This window comes from Idiomarina zobellii, assembly GCF_900100855.1.
Classification (GTDB): Bacteria; Pseudomonadota; Gammaproteobacteria; order Enterobacterales; family Alteromonadaceae; genus Idiomarina; species Idiomarina zobellii.
Genome location: NZ_FNCB01000001.1, coordinates 305,295 through 324,022 on the forward strand (window position 1 = coordinate 305,295; position 18,728 = coordinate 324,022).

Genomic DNA, 18,728 nt, shown 5'->3' on the forward strand with positions numbered 1-18,728 from the left:
GTAAACCCGTTTAACTCAAGTTTAGAACGCCATGGCTTCACGCAATAAAAACCGCGAGAGCGCCATGCTGTCCACTTGCAGGCTCGAATTACCGCTTTGTACCTGCTCAACAACCTGATCTAAAATCGGCCAGAGTAATTCTTTCACCTGAGCATCAGGGTCTTGCATTGACTGTAAGTCGGTTAAAGCCAGCTCATCCACGTGAACACTGAGAATCGGTTCGCCTTTATCAAACAAGTTAATAGTGACATTGTCCATCACCCATTCATCGACCTGCCAGCGAAGCGGCACTGAGTTGACTTTTTGCACTTTCATGTCACTCATTTGCTTTAAAAACTCATGCAAATTTGAGCGCCCTGTTCCGTAATAGGAAACCGTAAGCTGAGCATCTGACACCGCTATTTTAGAGATATCGACACGACTACTGCCTAACGCCTGCCAGTCTCCGGTCAAAACAAGCTGTTTCGCCAGCAATAACTGATTCTCTGGCTCTGATAATTCGTCAACACGGGTCGCCAGGCGAACTTTATTTGCTGTTAAGCCGTTGGTCAGTGAGTTTACCTGTAGCTCGCTAACCTCTAAATCTGCGTTTAGCTGCTCTGACGCCATAGTTTGTAAGCCATCTTTCATGGCGTCGGACAAGCTTTGAGCAAACACCGCAATGCTGCTCAGTGACAATAAAAGGCCACACCCCGCAGCCACTAGTTTGTTTTTCATCATTGTTAACCTCTAAAAACCCACTCTTTTAGAAAACGAGACTCAATACGAGAGTCCAGTCGCAGGAATAAAACCAATAATCGCATAACCTTTGACTCTTTAAAGTAATTATTTGTTAATCTGAAGCGACATTATAAAAAACGGAGAACAATCTCATGCGAAAGAGTCTCGCTTTAATTGCTTCTTTGTCACTAATGGGTTGCTCTGTAGTATCAGCACCTGTTGTTGCCGAAGAGAGTTCAACGAATCATAAACGCATGTTGCCGGTCGACACCGAAGTGGTTACCGAGCACAGCGTAGAAATTAATGGCGAAACTGTCGACTACACAGCCACAGCCGGCACTCAACCGGTATGGGACGACGAGGGCAACCCAACCGCTTCGCTGTTCTATACCTACTACGAGCGTCAGGACGTCGATAACCGTGAGTCACGCCCTATTGTATACTCATTCAATGGTGGTCCGGGCTCGGCATCGGTTTGGATGCACATTGCTTACACGGGTCCAAAAGTATTAAACCTGAGCGACGAAGGTTATCCAGTTCAGCCTTATGGCGTGCAGGACAACCCGCACTCTATTCTCGATGTCGCTGACATTGTTTTCATTAACCCGGTGAATACCGGTTACTCGCGCGTTCTGCCAAATGAAGACGGCAAAATGCCTTCGCGTGCAGAGCAAAAAGAAAAGTTCTTCGGTGTTAATGCCGACGTTAAATATCTTGCCGAGTGGATGAACACCTTTACTTCACGCATGAACCGCTGGCAGTCACCTAAGTACTTAATTGGCGAGAGCTATGGTACAACTCGTGTATCTGGCCTTGCTTTAGAGCTTCAAAACAGTCAGTGGATGTACCTAAACGGCGTTATTCTAGTGTCACCAACTGATATTGGTATTGACCGCGACGGCCCGGTAAAACAAGCTAACCAGCTGCCTTATTTTGCTGCAGCCGCCTGGTATCACGATGCACTTCCAGACGCTTTGCAAAACAAAGATCTGGAAGAAATGCTACCAGAAGTTGAGCGTTTCGCACTTGAGCAATACCTGCCAGCATTAGCGAAAGGCGCTATGCTGACCGGTGACGCCCGCGAGCAAATGGCTGAGCGTGTGGCCTATTACTCCGGGTTATCTAAGCAAGCGGTATTAGATAACAACCTGGCTCCAAGCACTTGGTATTTCTGGAAAGAACTCCTGCGTGACCGCGACCGCACTATTGGCCGCCTTGACTCGCGCTATTTAGGGTTGGATGAAAAACGCTCAGGCGACCGTCCTGACTACAACGCTGAATTAACATCGTGGTTGCACTCGTTCACGCCAGCCATTAACTATTACCTGCGTGAAGAACTCAACTTCGAAACTGACATTAAATACAACATGTTTGGTCCCGTTCACCCGTGGGATCGCTCAAACAACAACACCGGCAAGCAGTTACGTCAGGCGATGGCTCAGAACCCTTACCTGAATGTACTGATTCAGTCAGGCTACTTCGACGGCGCTACTAACTATTTCGATGCGAAGTACAACATGTGGCACTTAGATCCGAGTACGCAAATGAGCGATCGTATCGACTTTAAAGGCTACCGCAGTGGTCACATGATGTATTTACGTCGTGCCGACCTGGAAAAAGCCAATGACGATTTACGTGAGTTTATTCGTCAGTCTGACTCTAAAGGTCAACCGGCTGAATATAAGTAACTATTTGCATACACAAGTCAAAACAACTGTTGACAGACTTCCGCACAAACGTTAGTTTGTCAGCATTAACGCAAATTAAGAGAGCTATACAACTTATGTTTTTACGTACAACAACCCAACATTGGTGGTGGCACTTCCCGAACGAGCGGGTGGTGTAGTTGTGCGTGTAACGTAAATAGCTTCACTTTGAGAAACCCGCTCCTTTGAGCGGGTTTTTTATTGCCGTTTCACTGGAGCAGGTTTAAAAATCAACAAGAGAAAACGAGGTCTGAGGTGGACAACCTGACAACTGAACAAGACGGCAATTTAGAGACATTAAGAGTGTCACTGCCTTATCAAGCGGAGCCGCTGCAGGTTTATCAAAATACCTGCCAAACCAATGGTGCTCATTTATTGCTTGATTCGGCTGACATTGGTACCAAACAACAAGTCAAAAGCTTATTGCTGATTGATGCCGCGTTGCAGCTTACCTGTAACGAGCAACAAGTGACCATTCAGGCGCTGACAGATAATGGTAACGCCCTGCTTCCATGGATTCAGAAAAAGCTGGAAAGCTGTGCAACCATTACTGCCCTCGGTAATGGCTTAGTCGCCGATTTCACCCTTACAACCCCCTCTCAAGGGGATGTGCCGGTAGATGAAGACTCCCGCTTGCGCCAAATAAGCAATATGGAGCCATTACGCATTCTTCAGCAGCAATTAATGAAAGCAAACGACACAGCACAGCAGCACCCATTTTCAGTGTTTCTTGGCGGTGCCTTTGCCTATGACTTTGTCGCCAGCTACGAACCGTTACCACAAGTTGAAGAAGGTGAGAACGACTGCCCTGATTACGTTTTTTACTTAGCTGAAACACTGCTCATTATTGATCATCAAGCGCAAACCACCGAACTGCTTGGCAGTGTGTTTGGGGGCAAAGACCATGATAAGCGTTACCAGGCCATGAGTCAGCGCGTTGGTGAACTAGCGGCGCGCTGCCAGTTACCGGCAATAACACCGAAACCACTGCCGGTTGATGTCTCAGTAACCGCAACACCCTCGGCTGACGAATTTGCTTCCATTGTTACCCAGCTGAAAAAGAACATCGTCGCCGGAGATATTTTCCAGGTAGTGCCGTCGCGCCGGTTTAAAATGCCCTGCCCGGAGCCTCTGGCTGCCTACAATCAGTTAAAGAAGAACAATCCGTCGCCTTATATGTTTTTTATGAGTCACCCGGATTTCTGCCTGTTTGGTGCTTCACCTGAGTCCGCACTTAAGTACCAAAAAGATTCGAACCAAGTCGAGCTATACCCTATCGCCGGTACGCGCCCACGCGGCAAAAATGCGGACGGCAGTATTAACCTCGACTTAGACAGCCGTATGGAGCTGGAATTAAGACTCGACCAAAAGGAACTGGCAGAACATTTAATGCTGGTGGACTTAGCCCGCAACGACCTCGCACGTATTAGTGAAACCGGTAGCCGTTATGTCGCCGACTTACTGCAAGTGGACCGTTATTCTCAAGTCATGCACCTAGTGTCACGCGTGGTAGCTAAATTAAGAGACGACTGCGACGCTTTGCACGCTTACCGGGCTTGCATGAATATGGGCACATTAGTTGGCGCCCCCAAAGTCAGCGCTGCGACGTTAATTCGTCAGGTCGAAAAGCAGCGTCGTGGTAGTTACGGCGGAGCCGTTGGTTATCTTGCCGGAAATGGCGACATGGACACCTGCATTGTCATTCGCTCGGCGTTCGTTAAAAACGGCGAAGCCATAGTGCAGGCTGGTGCCGGCGTCGTTCACGATTCAAACCCTGACAGCGAAGTTGCAGAAACAGAAAGTAAAGCCAAAGCCGTTATTTTAGCGATTCAACAGGCGCATTCAGTTCAGGAGGATACGTTTCAACACAGCACGGTTCAACAAGGAGTGCAATCATGACGCAACCAACTCGTATTGTACTCATTGATAACGTCGACTCGTTTTCTTACAACCTGGTCGATGAACTGCGACAACTGGGTTACCCTCTGGTGGTCTATCGTAATCAGCTGGCTGCTGAAGATGTCATAAGACAACTAGATAATTATCAGGGACAGCAACTGGTGTGTCTGTCTCCGGGACCGGGGCACCCCGCTAATGCCGGTAACTTAATGGAAATTATTCGCTTTTGCAGCGGTCGTATTCCAATGCTGGGCATTTGTCTGGGCTTTCAGGCACTGGTTGAATACGCAGGTGGTCGTGTGGATACCTGTGGCGAAATCGTTCATGGCAAGACGGCTACTATCACCACCCTGCAACACGCCGTATTTACTAATGCGACTGACAACAACCAATGTGTTGTCGCTCGTTATCATTCGTTAAGTGGTTACGACCTGCCGGACACCGTAAAGGTCATTGGGCAAATTAACGGTCCCGAAGGCAGTATTCCCATGGCGGCAGAGTTTCTTGATAGTCACGGCCATAGCGACGCTATTGGTTTTCAATTCCACCCCGAGTCGTTGCTAACACCAAAGGGAAAACAATTACTCAGTAACAGCATTCATTATTTATTGGAAGGAGCACAGCCATGAAGGCCCTACAAACTCTGATGTCCGGTGAGTCTCTGACACAAGATCAAACCCGTGAGTTTTTCCAGCGCTTGATTAAAGGCGAGCTCAACGATACTCAAGTGACAGCCGCGCTGATCGCAATGAAAATGCGTGGCGAAACACCCGCTGAACTGGCTGGTGCCGCTGAGGCTATTTTGTCAGCAGCGAAGCCTTTTATTCGCCCGGATTCAACCGTTATTGACAGCTGCGGTACCGGCGGCGACGGCAGTAACACTATGAATATCTCGACCACCGCCGCTTTGGTAGCAGCAAGCATGGGACTGGCGGTTGCTAAACACGGTAACCGCAGTGTGTCCTCGCGATCAGGGTCTGCAGACGTTTTAGAGTCGTTAAAACTGCGCGTCAACTTAGACCCGTCTGACGCTTCTTCGCAACTGGCAGATAACGGTTTTTGCTTTCTGTTTGCGCCACACTATCACCCGGGTATTAAACACGCGATGCCGGTAAGACAAACCTTAAAAACACGGACTCTGTTTAATTTAATTGGGCCACTGGTTAACCCGGCGCGCCCTGACGCACAGCTTCTGGGCGTGTACAGCGATGAATGGGTACAACCAATGGCTGAAACCCTACAAAGATTAGGCGTAAAGCGTGCTATGGTTGTCCACGGCAGTGGTCTGGACGAACTGGCTTTACACGGGCCGACCCGAGTTATTGAGCTACGCGACGGTGAACTTAACGAATATCAGGTCGAGCCCGCTGACTTTGGCGTACCATCGGCACCGCTCAGTGAATTAAAAGGTGGGGACGCTGACTTTAATGCTCGCATACTCGAAGATATTTTGGCCGGTGGAGGCAGTCCTGCACAGCGCCACTCTGTTGCCATGAATGTTGCTGCCCTGCTGTATTTAAGCGGACAATACGACAATATGAAAGCGGCCACAGCGGCGACCCTTGAGCATTTAGATACCGGGCAGGCGCTGTTGCACTTACGCCGTGTTCAGGACGCTCAGGAGACGTATCATGTCTAATGCAATATCACTGCAAAAAAATGTACTGAAAACCATTGTTGATCGCAAAGTTGAGCAAAACAAAGTCCAGTCTGAGCTTATGCCACTGAGTGAGATAAAGCCTCAACTAAGCCGCAGCGACAGAAGCTTATATGAAGCATTGAACGGTGAGAAGGCAGGCTTTATTCTGGAGTGCAAAAAGGCGTCTCCGTCAAAAGGTCTCATTCGTGCCAATTTTGACGCTCCTGAGCTGGCAAAGAGCTACGCGCCCTACGCAGCTGCCATTTCTGTTCTGACAGAGCCGGAGTTTTTCCAGGGCCGTTTGGACTACCTGACAGCCGTTCGCCAGCAAGTGACTCAGCCAGTACTGTGCAAAGACTTCTTCATTGACGAAGAGCAGGTTTACCGTGCTCGCTACTTTGGCGCGGACGCCATTTTACTGATGTTGTCAGTGCTTAATGACGAACAATACACCGCGCTTCGCAATATTGCTGATTCACTTAGTATGGATGTTCTGACTGAGGTTGCTAACGAAGAAGAAATGCAGCGAGCGGTTAAATTAGATGCCCGTATCATTGGTATTAACCACCGCGATTTAACCGACTTAAGCATTGATCCGAACCGCAGCGCAGAGTTAGCGCCGTTAGCACCGCAGGGTGCGTTGCTAGTCGCGGAATCAGGCTTTTCAACACATGCAGACATTCGTCGGGTTGCTCCTTACGTTAATGGTTTTTTAGTCGGCAGCGCCTTGAGCGCACAACCCAATGTCGATTTAGCCTGTCGCGAGCTGCTTTTTGGGCAAAACAAAGTTTGTGGTTTAACGCGCGCAGAAGATACCATTAACGCACGCTCACAAGGTGCAGCCTACGGCGGTTTGATATTTGTCGAGCACTCGGCTCGTTGCATTAATATCGAGCAAGCACAACAAATAACCACTGAAGTCAACGGCCTAAATTATGTTGGTGTATTTGCCGACACCGCCTTGCAGAAAGTGGTTGAAGCTGTTTCTGAGGTAGGTTTATCAGTAGTTCAACTGCATGGGCACGAAGACATCGATTACATCGTGCAGCTGCGCCAGCAACTGCGTGAGCAAGGTCTTAGCGCTGTGAAAATATGGAAAGCTATGGCTATCGAAACACCCGCTCAGTTACCCGACTTACCCGTCGATGCCTTTGTCCTGGATAATCGAAAAGGCGGTAGTGGCCAGGTATTTGACTGGTCATTACTAGAAAATTTAACGCCCCGGCAGCGCCAGCGTTGCCTACTGGCAGGCGGTATTGGTCCTGAAAGTATTGATCAAGCAATAACACTTGGTTTTGCAGGTGTCGATATGAACTCTCGCGTGGAATGGACGCCGGGCATTAAAAATAGCCAGAAAGTATCGCAAACATTCATGAAAATTCGCCAGTATGGGCGATTTTCAGAGAAGAACGTTTCTCAACGTATTCAACAGGAGGCTGTATGAGTCAGTCATTACCCGCTTATTTTGGCGATTTCGGCGGCCAGTTTGTTCCTGAAATCTTATTACCGGCGCTTGAACAGCTGGAACAAGCTTTTATTGACGCCCAGCAAGACGAAGAGTTTCAGGCAGAGTTTCGAGGCTTACTGAAAAACTACCTAGGCAGACCAACACCGCTGAGCCTATGCCGTAATTTGCCGCTGGAGAGCTCAAACAACACCAAAATTTATTTAAAACGTGAAGACTTACTTCACGGCGGAGCCCACAAAACCAACCAGGTGCTGGGACAGGCTCTGCTTGCAAAGCGTATGGGCAAAACCCGCATTATCGCGGAAACCGGTGCCGGTCAGCACGGTACTGCAACGGCCCTTGCCTGCGCCCTGCTCGATTTAGAGTGCATTATTTACATGGGTAAAAAGGACGCCGAGCGCCAACAACCCAATGTCTTTCGCATGGAGCTTATGGGGGCAACGGTTATTCCCGTCGATACCGGTAGCGGCACGCTAAAAGATGCAGTTAACGAAGCCTTGCGCGACTGGACGGCTAGCTACCCCAATACTCATTATTTGTTAGGAACCGCAGCGGGTGCACACCCTTTCCCAACCATTGTGCGTGAATTTCATCGCATGATTGGTGAAGAAGCCAAGGCTCAAATTAAAGAGCAAGCAGGACGTTTACCCGACGAGGTCATTGCCTGCGTTGGCGGTGGCTCCAATGCTATTGGAATGTTTGCGGACTTCATTGATGAGGAAGGTGTTGATTTAGTCGGTGTCGAGCCTGCTGGTAAAGGGGTCGAAACCTCTCATCACGGTGCAACGCTTACTGCCGGCAAACCGGGTATTTTGCACGGTTGCCTGTCGTTCTTAATGCAGGACACCGAAGGCCAAATTGAAGAATCGTATTCGGTTTCAGCCGGCCTTGACTACCCGGGTGTTGGTCCGCAGCACGCACACTTAAAAGCTATTGGTCGCGCGCGCTACGAATCTGTCACTGATGAGGAAGCTCTAGAGGCATTTAAGTTATTATCGCGTCATGAAGGCATTATTCCGGCACTGGAATCAGCACATGCGCTGGCTTACGCCCTGAAAAGAGCGGCAGAGCCAGACGCTCCTGAAATTCTGCTTATTAATTTATCGGGGCGTGGTGACAAAGACATTGATCATGTTCGTCGTATTTTTAATGCCCAAGAAAAAGCTACGGAGGAACAGCAATAATGAGCCGTTACAAAGACTGTTTTGCTAATTTAAAAGCCAATAATCAAGGCGCTTTTGTTCCTTTTGTTACGCTTGGTGACCCGACACCTGAGCAAAGCCTTGAAGTTATAAAGGCACTTATTGACGGCGGCGCCGACGCACTGGAGTTAGGTTTGCCGTTTTCTGATCCCGTCGCCGACGGACCAGTGATTCAGCGTGCTAACTTACGCGCGCTGGATGCAGGCACTAACTTTAGTGATATTTTGAAACTTTTAAAAGCTGTTCGCGACTATTCACCGCAAATACCCATAGGTTTACTGGTTTATGCGAACTTAATTTACGCTAAAGGCGTTCATGAGTTTTATCAGCAAATGAAAGATGTTGGCGTCGATTCAGTGCTTATTGCCGACGTTCCCACCAAAGAAGCCAAGCGATTTGCGGAAATTGCAAAAGACGTTGGTATAGACGCCGTGTTTATTGCACCGCCTGACGCCAGCGATGCCCTACTACAAACCATTGCAACGAAATGCTCGGGCTATGTGTATTTATTGAGTCGCTCAGGAGTTACTGGCGCAGAGACACAAATGCAGGCGCCCGCCTCAGAGCTTATCGACAAACTAAAAAACGCCGGGGCGCCACCCATTTTGCTCGGCTTTGGCATATCGCAACCTGAGCATGTGCAAAAGGCTTTGGCTGCAGGAGCGAACGGTGCCATTAGCGGCTCAGCTGTGGTTGCGCTTATTGAGAAAAACCTCGACAATAACGCGCAACAACTTGCGGACTTAAAAGCTTTTACCCAAAGCATGAAAGCCGCTACATCGCTGAAATAAAGAAAAACGAAACACCGGAGTAGTAGATGGCCCTGTTATTAGAATATATACCGATTATCGCCTTTTTTGTGTTCTACAAAATGGCGGACATTTATGTCGCAACCGGTGTTTTAATGGCAGGGACTGTGGTCCAGTTTATTGGGTTGAAACTAATTAAGCATCCTATGACAACCCGACATTGGGTTTTACCCCTAGTCGTAATTGGTTTCGGTTCACTGACTCTGCTTCTGCATGATGACTGGTTCATAAAAATGAAAGTATCAGTTATTTACGCTGCTATAGCACTTTTTCTGGCCGGCAGCTTACTACTAAAAAAGAAAAACCCTATCCAGTCAATTAGAGGGCAGAACATCGAATTACCAAATTTTGTATGGATTCGGTTAACCTATTCCTGGATTGTTTACTGCCTTTTCCTTGCAGCTATTAACCTCTACATTGCTGAATTTTTGAGTCAGGAAGTATGGGTGAACTTCAAAGTCTTCGGGATTCTGATTGCAACATTTTTGTTTATTTTAGGTACTGAAATTTATATAAACAAATACGCAGAAGATGAGGAGAACACTCAATAATGTGGTTCGTTATTTTTGCAGAAGATCACCCGGACTCACTGGAAGCGCGCAAGCGAGCCCGCCCTGCTCATCTTGAGCGTCTAAAAGCATTACAAAACGACGGGCGTTTGCTGGTTGCGGGTCCATGCCCTGCCATAGCCGAACTTGACCCGGGCGTACTGGGTTATACTGGCTCTGTGGTTATTGCTGAGTTCGACACTCTGCAAGACGCTGAGCAATGGGCAAATGACGATCCATACTGGGAAGCCGGGGTTTACAAAAAAGCGACGGTAAAACCCTTCAATGCCGTGCTCCCCAATTAATTGTCACTATGCCAACAAACATGAAAAGTATCGAGCTAACCGATAACAACCGCTACCTTCATTGCATTAAATTTGAGCCAGAGGCAGAAGCCAGAGCAACTATTGTTATCGCTGCCGCTCTTGGTGTGAAACAACGTTTTTACCAACCCATAGCACGCTGGCTGAGCGAACAGGGTTATCGGGTTATCACTTTCGACTACTACGGTATTGGCCAGTCGGTTGATAAACCGCTGAAACAAATAAAGTCCGATATTATCCAATGGGCCGAGCTGGATATTAAAACCGTACTCGACTACGCCAAGTCTTGCCAGCAAAATGAACCGCTCATTTGGCTGGCTCACAGCCTGGGGGGTCAGATAGTTGCCCTGGCACCTAACAGTGACAGCATCGACCAAATGGTGACTATTGCCAGCGGAACCGGTTATTGGTTAAAAGCCAGCAAACAAGTTCGCTGGACATCCTGGCTACTGTGGTATTTTGCGGCTCCAATCAGTACCCCCATAGCAGGTTATTTTCCGGGTAAGCGCCTGAACATGGTGGGAGATATGCCGGCACCAGCCATGAAGCAGTGGAGTCGTTGGTGCCGTAGCAAAAACTACTTGTTCGATAACATTACTGACGAACAAAAAGCGCGCTACGATGACTTCAGCGCGCCCATTCGTGCGTTCCATATTACCGACGATGAGTTACTTCAGCGATCAAATATTGAGGCGTTGTTGAGTCATTACCCGAACACCGAAAAGTCATTAACAGACTTAACCCCTGACATGGCAAACAGTAAGGGTATTGGTCACTTCAACTTCTTCCGCAGTCAATTTAAAGAGTCGCTTTGGCGTAAAAGCTTGCTAGACGCCCTACAGGTCAACTAAAGTCTTTGTCTTGAGGATATATAAATAGAGACATTTAAAGCCAAGCGTTACAAATACGCTGCCTACATGATTTTAGCGGTTGTTCCCGGTTTGCTTTATGGCTTTTGGCACGTGCTTTAAAAGGAGGAGTTTTGCTATCACTACCCAATTATGAAGAAGTGGCTGCTGCCGCTGAACGCATCCGTCCATACGCTCATAAGACGCCGGTGCTAACGTCGCGCACAGCGAACGAAAAGTTGGGCGCTGAGCTTTTCTTTAAATGTGAAAACTTCCAACGTATGGGCGCGTTTAAATTTCGCGGCGCCATGAATGCGCTACTGCAGTTTGATGAAGCGCAGAAGAAAGCCGGTGTCATTGCATTTTCCTCGGGGAATCACGCACAAGCGATAGCCTTAGCGGCTCAATTGCTCGGTATTAAAGCGACCATTATCATGCCCGAAGACGCCCCTGTCGCGAAGGTGAACGCGACCCGCGGGTATGGTGCCGACGTTATTCACTATAATCGCTATACCGAAGACCGCGAACAAATAGGCAGAGCGCTTGCTGAGAAACACGGTTATACGCTCATACCGCCTTACGACCATCCGCACATTTTGTCAGGGCAAGGCACTGCCGCAAAAGAGCTGTTTGAGGAAGTCGGAGAGCTTGACGCGCTATTCGTGTGTCTAGGTGGCGGCGGATTGCTCTCTGGCTGCGCGTTAGCGGCGCGCCACTTCGCACCTGACTGCAAAGTTTATGGTGTTGAGCCCGAAGCCGGAAACGACGGCCAACAGTCGTTCCGTAAAGGGGAAATTGTCCGTATTGAAACACCCAAAACCATTGCTGATGGCGCTCAAACACAGTATTTGGGCGAGTATACCTTCCCTATTATTCAAAATAATGTCGATGATATTCTCACCGTCAGCGACTCAAGCTTAGTTGAATCCATGCGCTTTTTCGCCGAGCGAATGAAGATGATTGTTGAGCCGACGGGATGTCTCGGTTTCGCTGCTGTGGAGCAGCTTAAAGATGAGCTTCGAGGCAAACGAGTTGGCGTTATCATTAGCGGTGGCAATGTCGACATAAGCCGCTATGCAGAACTATTAAGCTCTTAAAAAGTAGGAGGATTAAATGACAGTACCTCAGTGGATAGATACCCTTGATACGCCATATTTGCTGATTGATGAAGCCATTCTAAAGCGCAATATCGTGCATTTGAAAAACCGGGTTGAATCACTGGGAGGTCACCTACGTCCTCACCTGAAGACATTGCGCACGTTAGAGGCCGCCGATTACTTACTCGCGGATAAAACCAGGCCAGCCACAGTGTCAACACTGGCAGAAGCTGAAGCCTACGCAAACGCTGGCTACACCGACTTACTTTACGCCGTAGGCATTGCACCGGCAAAATTGGAACGCGTCGCTCAACTACGTAAGCGCGGTATTAACCTACATATACTGCTCGATAATATGGCGCAGGCAAAGGCAGTAAGTGACTTTGCACAAAAACACCAACAGGACTTTTCCGTTTTTATTGAAATAGACAGTGATGATCATCGCGGTGGTATTAAGCCCGAAGCGCCCGAGCTTATTGATATTGCGCAGCAACTTGGTCGACACTTTACCGGACTTATGACCCATGCCGGTGGCTCATACGGTTGTAATACCGCAGACGCTTTAAAAGCATTCGCTAAGCGAGAGTGTGATGCGGTTCGCAGCGCTAAAAGCCGATTGGAAGCGTCTAACATTCATTGTTCAATAACCAGCGTCGGTTCAACACCAACTGCGCATTATGGCGAAGACTTTAGTGATATTACCGAAGTGCGTGCCGGCGTTTACACGACATTCGATTTGGTCATGAAAAACATCGGTGTGTGCGACTTTTCAGACATCGCCATGTCGGTAGTAACAACCATTATCGGACACAACAAAGAGAAAGGATGGGTACTGACAGACAGCGGCTGGATGGCACTATCGCGTGATCGCGGCACCGCAGGCCAGAGTAAAGATTTTGGCTACGGACAAGTCTGTAGACAAGACGGCTCTGTTTTAACTGAATTGTGCGTTAACAGCACATCGCAAGAGCACGGCGTTATCGAATTAACCGAAGCTTACCAACCAGAAGACTTTCCCGTTGGCTCGCAATTGCGCATATTGCCCAACCACGCCTGTGCAACCGCCGCCATGCATCCGCTTTACCATATACTCATGAGTGACGGTTCACATAACACCTGGCAAAGGATTATGGGTTGGTAAATATCGTAAACCTTATCGAATTACTTCAGTAGTCACTTCAATAATACCGACGTCCAAGTCAGCGATTTCGCCAAACGCGGAGCGGGATAAATCGATGATCCGGCCGTCAATAAAAGGTCCACGGTCGTTAATTTTGACCACGACGCTTTTGTTGTTAGCGATATTGGTGACTCGAACTTTGGTACCAAATGGCAAGGTTCTGTGAGCGGCGGTGTCTGCGAAGTGGTTATACCGGTCACCACTGGCTGTGGTCCTGAATTGGTATTTCATGGCGTAATACGACGCCTTTCCGGACTCTTGTTTGCCAATTAAGTTATTGGGACTCTTCGCCGGAATGGAGCTACAGCCACTCAGCACCAGCATCAATAAACTGGCGCCAAGCATGAACTTTTTTACGGAGTGTGTGTTTTTAGTTTTCATTCCTTAATCTTACTGAGTTCCGAAAGCAGTGTCCGTTAAGGAAATAAAAAGACCCCGTAAAGATTTACACACTCACCTGAAAAGCTTCGCGCACCGTCGGATACTTAAACTCAAAACCATGATTGCGCAGTTTGTCCGGTACCACAGCTTGCCCCTCAAGTAGCATCGAAGACATTTCCCCCAAACCAAGTTTAAGCACAAATGCAGGCACTCTCATAAAGTGCGGTTTATTCAGTACCGACGCCAAAGTACGACTAAAAGCTTCATTGGCAACAGGGCCCGGAGCGGTCATGTTCACGGGACCCATTAAGTTATCGTGCTCCAGTAGATACTGTATTGCCCGAATCATGTCCTCAAGCTGTATCCAGGACATCATTTGCTTACCTTCACCTAAAGGTCCGCCTAAACCGAATTTATAAGGCGGCAGCATTTTCGCTAACGCACCTTCACCTTTTGCCAGCACGACGCCTGTGCGAAGTAAAACAACGCGAGTGGCCTTTTCAGCCGCTAAAGCCCTGCGCTCCCACTCCTGACATAGCGTCACTGCAAAATCCGTATGCTCGGGCTTGCCCTCTTCGTTTACCGGCGAAGAGTCTCGCGGGCCATAATAGCCAATCGCAGAGCCGCTCAGAAATACCTTAGGAGGCGTTTCGGCACCCTTAATCATAGCCGCCAGCTTTTCGGTAACCTGCCAGCGGCTGTCTTTTAACGCCTGTTTGCGGGAATCGCTCCAGCGCTTGTCGGCAATACCCTCCCCCTGCAAGTTAATAACAGCGTCAAATCGACCAATATCTACCACCTCGTCGACCGAGGACAGTAAAGTGACATCGTCGCCCATTAATTTCCGGGCACGCTCTTTGTTGCGCGTGGTGACCGTAAACTTGTGCTCACTTTGGTACGTGCGAATAAACGCGGAGCCAATTAGGCCAGTACCTCCCGTCATCAAAATATTCATCGGTCACCTCCTGAGTCGATCACTGGCGCAAACTTACGCGAGCTTGCGAATAAGTTGCGCTGTATTGCGTTTAATTAGGCGATAACATGACAAACGACCTAAAATACCCACAGCCAAGGCTCCGCAAAGCGGTCCTACAAGCCATAGTTTCCAATGAATTACCGGCGTCATGTTAAACACCTGGTTTTGCAATATGAACAAGGATATTTCCATCGCCAACGTGGCTATTAACCCACTAATAGCCCCCAACACCAGGAATTCATAGGTAATACTGCGACTTAATAACTTACCGGGCGCGCCTAACGTGCGCAGAATCACTAGCTCTTTCTGGCGCTCTTCCATGCTGGCCTGTACTTGCGCCACTAGCACTAACGCACCAGCAATAATTACAAGCACCAGTACGAACACAATGGCTAAGCTCACCTGCCCAATGACTTCTCGTATCTGATCAATCATAGCGTCCAGATCAATCAACGACGTTTGTGGGAAAGGTTTAAAGAGCTCATAGAGTTCGCTTTTACGTTCCTCACCAAGTCTGAAGCTGGTGATATAAGTCGCCGGAAAGTCTTCTAGTGTCGACGTATTGAATATCATGTAAAAGTTAGGCTGTAAGGTATTCCAGTCGGCTTTTCGCAAACTGGTGACCGGCACCGTGAAGACTTCGCCACCTAAGTTAAAGCGTAGTTCATCACCCACTTTAATATCCAGTCGCTCTGATACATTCAATTCGACAGAGACCTGAGGTTTGGCGTCTTCTCCCCACCACTCACCGGCGGTTAACTCGTTGTTCGGTGGTAAGCTATCGCGCCAAGTCAGTGATAACTCTCGACCAATACCTTCCCGTCGTTCTGTTTCGTCTTCATCACTATCTTCCTTGGTGACTTCATCTCGCAGCTTTTCACCATTAATGTGAGTTAAGCGACCAGGAACTATCGGGTACAAATCAGTCGACGGAATATTTTCGCGCTCGAACATTGCCTGCATATCATCCACATTGTCCTGGGCAATATTAATGGCAAAGTAGTTCGGAGCGTCTGCTGGCAACTGCCGTTTCCAGTCTTCCAGTAAGTCGTTGCGCAAAACAATGACTAATAACAGCAACATAATCGCCGTTGAAAAGCTCAACATTTGTACACTATTCTGCGCTGCCCGACGTTGCAGGCCAGCCATTGCGAGGCGCCAGCTGCTGCCTGCTTGCATACCCGCTTTGCGGCTCGCAGATATGAATAAGCGTCCTAGTCCTAGCAAGATAACAGCGGCAACGGCACCACCGGCAAACAAGGCGGTCGATAGCCACCATTGCTGACTGTAAATTACCAACAAGGCATAAATGGTGCCTCCGCTTAATACCCACTGCAGCCAACGAATGGCGTTACCCGCTGTTAGCTGACGATGCAATACACGCAAAGGAGGAATCGAGACCAGCCTAAACAATGGGTACAGGGTAAACATAACCGCACTGATAACACCTGTCGCTCCGGCTAATGCGTAAGGCTGCCATCCGGCTTGAGGTAAGGTCGCATCCAGTTTCTGTGCAACCCATTCAATAACCACATATTGAATAGCCCAGCCAAGCGCCATACCTACCGCCACACTCGCAGCTGTAAGTAGTAGCAAATGAAGTAAAAAGATACGACGAATCTGCTTTTTGTCTGCGCCCAGCGTTTTAAAAATGGCAACGACATCGTAGTTTCGCTGGCAATAACGTTGCGCAGCCACAGCAACAGCGGTAGCGGCTAACACCACGCCCAATAAGCTTGCCAACATCATGAAGCGCTCAGCACGGTTTAATGAACGTGACAACGGGCTATCACCATCTTCAATACTGCGCCAGCTATGCGTGTCGTCATTAAGCCGAGGTAACAGCCAGTCTTCGTACGAATCAATAGCGCCTGGTTCCCCAGCCATTAATACGTTAAAACGCACACGGCTACCCGGTTGAATGAGCCCCGTTTCTTCTAGTTGAGAATGGCGAATAATGACATTTGGGCTGTCAGTAAAGACCGAGAAACCGACATCAGGCTCGTAAGTGACGACTTTAGTCACTTTAAAACTGCTGTTACCCACTTCAATGGAGTCACCAATATCCAGCTGTAAAGCCTGAAACAGCTGTGATGCCACCCAAGCCTCGCCTGCAGCAGGCAGTCCTTCAGCCACGTAACCTTGTCCAAACGGCTGGTCTGCGATTTCGAGCTCACCCCGTAACGGGTAACCGTCGCTGACAGCTTTGACATCGACCAAGGTCATGTTTTCGCCAGAAAACGCCATGGAGTTAAACACGACTTTCCAGGCAGTTTGCAGCTCCATTTGTCCGGCTTGGTCCAGCCATTCCTGAGGTATATCACGGCGTGAGCTCAATACACGGTCAGCCGCTAAAAACTCACTGCTACGCTCGGTGAGCCCGGCTTGTAAGCGATCACTGAATATAGAAAGAGACAATACAGCGGTCACCGACAAAATAATTGCCAGCGCCATAATTGTCAGCTCGCCTCGTTTCAGCTCCTGCTTTAGCAAACGAAACGAAATTTTATGCCACATTCTGTGCTGCCTCCGATAACTGCCCTGCTTCCATTTGCAACACGCGCTGGCAGCGCTTCGCCAGCTGCTGATCGTGTGTCACCATAATCAGCGTTGTGCCGTAGTCTTTGTTGAGGTCGAATAATAATTCTTCGACCTTACCACCGGTTTTTGCATCAAGGTTACCGGTAGGTTCATCAGCAAACAGAATTTTCGGCTGGCCGACAAATGCCCGCGCAATGGCAACACGTTGCTGCTCACCACCTGACAGCTGGTTCGGGTAATGGTGCCAGCGATCTTCCAGCCCAACTTTGGCTAATAGTTCGCGGGCTTCCTTCTCTGCGCCTTTATGACCGGCCAGTTCAGCCGGTAGCATGACGTTTTCCAGAGCACTTAAGCTTGGCACCAATAGGAACGACTGAAAAATAAATCCAACTTTGTCAGCACGAACTTTCGCGCGCTGCTCTTCATCCAATTCGCTCAGTTTTTCGTTCTCTATAAGAACCTCTCCGGAGGATGCGAGGTCTAACCCCGCAAGCAGCGACAATAACGTTGATTTACCGGAGCCTGACGCGCCGACAATGGCAACAGTCTCGCCAGCATTGATACTGACGTTAATTGGCTGCAAAATCTGTAATGGACCCTCAGAGGTGTCTACGGTTTTTTCCAGTTGTTGAGCTTGAATGAGCATAAAATGAAAAACTTCCTTTTGAAAACGTGTCTATTTTTATCACTGTTGTTAGTTATACGCAGTGTTTCCGCAAATGTCTCACTTGTCGTTTTAGGTGACAGCCTAAGCGCTGGTTACGGCCTTTCACAGGAGCAAACCTGGGTGGCCGAACTCGACCGCCGGTGGAACAGCTCTCACCCCGATATTAACATCATAAACGCCAGTATTAGTGGCGAAACCACTCGTGGTGGCTTAAGCCGCTTAGAAAGCGTTTTAGAGCGTCACCAACCCGATGCATTATTTATTGAATTAGGTGGTAACGATGGACTTAGAGGCTTTGACCTCAACACAGTTCGTTCAAACTTAAAACAAATGATCGATAAAGCGCAGCAACAAGGCGTTAAAGTGGCATTGAGTCAGGTTATGGTGCCACCGAATTATGGCCAGAGGTTTGCTGAACAGTTTCGCCAGGTATTTAAAGAGGTTGCAGAAGAAGAAGGGGTTAAATTAGTGCCCTTTTTTATGGAGCAGATAGCGACCAATCCAGATAATGTGCAGAACGATGGCATTCACCCAACCGCTGAAGCGCAGCCCAAAATTGCTGACTTTTTAGAGCCCTACTTATTGGAATTAGCAAAATAAAGGCACAAAAAAACCGCCTGCGGGCGGTTGGTGTGTTGTCCTTAAAAATGGCGTCCCCTAGGGGATTCGAACCCCTGTTACCGCCGTGAAAGGGCGGTGTCCTAGGCCTCTAGACGAAGGGGAC

At 48.6% G+C, this 18,728-nt stretch carries 18 protein-coding genes, 1 tRNA gene and 1 other annotated feature; of the genes, 13 read left to right on the plus strand and 6 right to left on the minus strand.

Going from position 1 to position 18,728, the window contains the following annotated elements:
- Positions 1-21 precede the first annotated feature (21 nt).
- Positions 22-720: an AsmA family protein gene (locus BLT32_RS01430; protein WP_235443931.1), complete on the minus strand. Its 699-nt coding sequence runs from the start codon at positions 718-720 to the stop codon at positions 22-24.
- Positions 721-872: 152 nt separating this feature from the next.
- On the opposite strand from BLT32_RS01430, the gene BLT32_RS01435 reads away from it, so the two are divergent.
- From BLT32_RS01435 to BLT32_RS01490, 12 genes are all read left to right on the plus strand, one after another.
- A complete protein-coding gene (locus tag BLT32_RS01435) occupies positions 873-2,408 on the plus strand; it encodes a S10 family peptidase (protein ID WP_053952522.1) in 1,536 nt (511 codons plus the stop codon).
- 116 nt (positions 2,409-2,524) lie between these two features.
- Positions 2,525-2,629: a sequence feature (Trp leader region), on the plus strand.
- A 52-nt stretch (positions 2,630-2,681) separates the two neighbouring features.
- On the plus strand, positions 2,682-4,325 hold the full coding sequence (locus tag BLT32_RS01440) for an anthranilate synthase component 1 (RefSeq protein ID WP_053952523.1): 1,644 nt from the start codon (positions 2,682-2,684) through the stop codon (positions 4,323-4,325).
- Entirely contained in the window at positions 4,322-4,954 is a 633-nt protein-coding gene (locus tag BLT32_RS01445; protein ID WP_053952524.1) for an anthranilate synthase component II, read from the plus strand. Before BLT32_RS01440 ends, BLT32_RS01445 begins: the two co-directional genes overlap by 4 nt.
- Positions 4,951-5,964 (plus strand): anthranilate phosphoribosyltransferase, encoded by a 1,014-nt coding sequence (gene trpD / locus BLT32_RS01450; RefSeq protein ID WP_053952525.1) that lies wholly within the window; start codon positions 4,951-4,953, stop codon positions 5,962-5,964. The genes BLT32_RS01445 and trpD overlap by 4 nt, the downstream gene beginning before the upstream one ends.
- Positions 5,957-7,408 (plus strand): bifunctional indole-3-glycerol-phosphate synthase TrpC/phosphoribosylanthranilate isomerase TrpF, encoded by a 1,452-nt coding sequence (gene trpCF / locus BLT32_RS01455; protein ID WP_053952526.1) that lies wholly within the window; start codon positions 5,957-5,959, stop codon positions 7,406-7,408. Before trpD ends, trpCF begins: the two co-directional genes overlap by 8 nt.
- Positions 7,405-8,616 carry a tryptophan synthase subunit beta gene (trpB, locus tag BLT32_RS01460; RefSeq protein ID WP_053952527.1) on the plus strand — a complete coding sequence of 404 codons (1,212 nt, stop codon included), beginning with the start codon at positions 7,405-7,407 and terminating at the stop codon, positions 8,614-8,616. Before trpCF ends, trpB begins: the two co-directional genes overlap by 4 nt.
- Positions 8,616-9,425, plus strand: coding sequence for a tryptophan synthase subunit alpha (gene trpA, locus BLT32_RS01465; protein ID WP_053952528.1), 810 nt, complete (start codon positions 8,616-8,618; stop codon positions 9,423-9,425). Before trpB ends, trpA begins: the two co-directional genes overlap by 1 nt.
- A 26-nt stretch (positions 9,426-9,451) precedes the next feature.
- Complete coding sequence (locus BLT32_RS01470; protein ID WP_053952529.1) at positions 9,452-9,994, plus strand: inner membrane-spanning protein YciB; 543 nt, start codon at positions 9,452-9,454, stop codon at positions 9,992-9,994.
- The gene (locus BLT32_RS01475; RefSeq protein WP_053952530.1) at positions 9,994-10,296 is read left to right on the plus strand and encodes a YciI family protein; all 303 of its coding nucleotides are present in this window, start codon (positions 9,994-9,996) and stop codon (positions 10,294-10,296) included. Before BLT32_RS01470 ends, BLT32_RS01475 begins: the two co-directional genes overlap by 1 nt.
- 20 nt (positions 10,297-10,316) lie before the next feature.
- Positions 10,317-11,165: an alpha/beta hydrolase family protein gene (locus BLT32_RS01480; RefSeq protein WP_053952531.1), complete on the plus strand. Its 849-nt coding sequence runs from the start codon at positions 10,317-10,319 to the stop codon at positions 11,163-11,165.
- 131 nt (positions 11,166-11,296) lie between these two features.
- The gene (locus BLT32_RS01485; RefSeq protein ID WP_053952532.1) at positions 11,297-12,259 is read left to right on the plus strand and encodes a threo-3-hydroxy-L-aspartate ammonia-lyase; all 963 of its coding nucleotides are present in this window, start codon (positions 11,297-11,299) and stop codon (positions 12,257-12,259) included.
- Between the two features lie 16 nt (positions 12,260-12,275).
- The gene (locus BLT32_RS01490; protein WP_053952533.1) at positions 12,276-13,400 is read left to right on the plus strand and encodes a DSD1 family PLP-dependent enzyme; all 1,125 of its coding nucleotides are present in this window, start codon (positions 12,276-12,278) and stop codon (positions 13,398-13,400) included.
- A gap of 12 nt (positions 13,401-13,412) precedes the next feature.
- On the opposite strand, the gene BLT32_RS01495 is transcribed toward BLT32_RS01490, so the two are convergent.
- From BLT32_RS01495 to BLT32_RS01510, 4 genes are all read right to left on the minus strand, one after another.
- On the minus strand, positions 13,413-13,820 hold the full coding sequence (locus BLT32_RS01495; protein WP_053952534.1) for a septal ring lytic transglycosylase RlpA family protein: 408 nt from the start codon (positions 13,818-13,820) through the stop codon (positions 13,413-13,415).
- Between the two features lie 64 nt (positions 13,821-13,884).
- Positions 13,885-14,775 (minus strand): TIGR01777 family oxidoreductase, encoded by an 891-nt coding sequence (locus BLT32_RS01500; protein ID WP_053952535.1) that lies wholly within the window; start codon positions 14,773-14,775, stop codon positions 13,885-13,887.
- 33 nt (positions 14,776-14,808) lie between these two features.
- Positions 14,809-17,313 carry an ABC transporter permease gene (locus tag BLT32_RS01505; RefSeq protein ID WP_053952536.1) on the minus strand — a complete coding sequence of 835 codons (2,505 nt, stop codon included), beginning with the start codon at positions 17,311-17,313 and terminating at the stop codon, positions 14,809-14,811.
- Positions 17,303-17,983 carry an ABC transporter ATP-binding protein gene (locus BLT32_RS01510; protein ID WP_053952537.1) on the minus strand — a complete coding sequence of 227 codons (681 nt, stop codon included), beginning with the start codon at positions 17,981-17,983 and terminating at the stop codon, positions 17,303-17,305. Before BLT32_RS01510 ends, BLT32_RS01505 begins: the two co-directional genes overlap by 11 nt.
- Before the next feature lie 3 nt (positions 17,984-17,986).
- Here BLT32_RS01510 and BLT32_RS01515 point away from each other — a divergent pair, with 3 nt between their 5' ends.
- Positions 17,987-18,604: an arylesterase gene (locus BLT32_RS01515; protein WP_053952538.1), complete on the plus strand. Its 618-nt coding sequence runs from the start codon at positions 17,987-17,989 to the stop codon at positions 18,602-18,604.
- Positions 18,605-18,652: 48 nt separating this feature from the next.
- Here the strand turns inward: BLT32_RS01515 and BLT32_RS01520 are convergent.
- A tRNA-Glu gene (locus BLT32_RS01520) sits at positions 18,653-18,728 on the minus strand.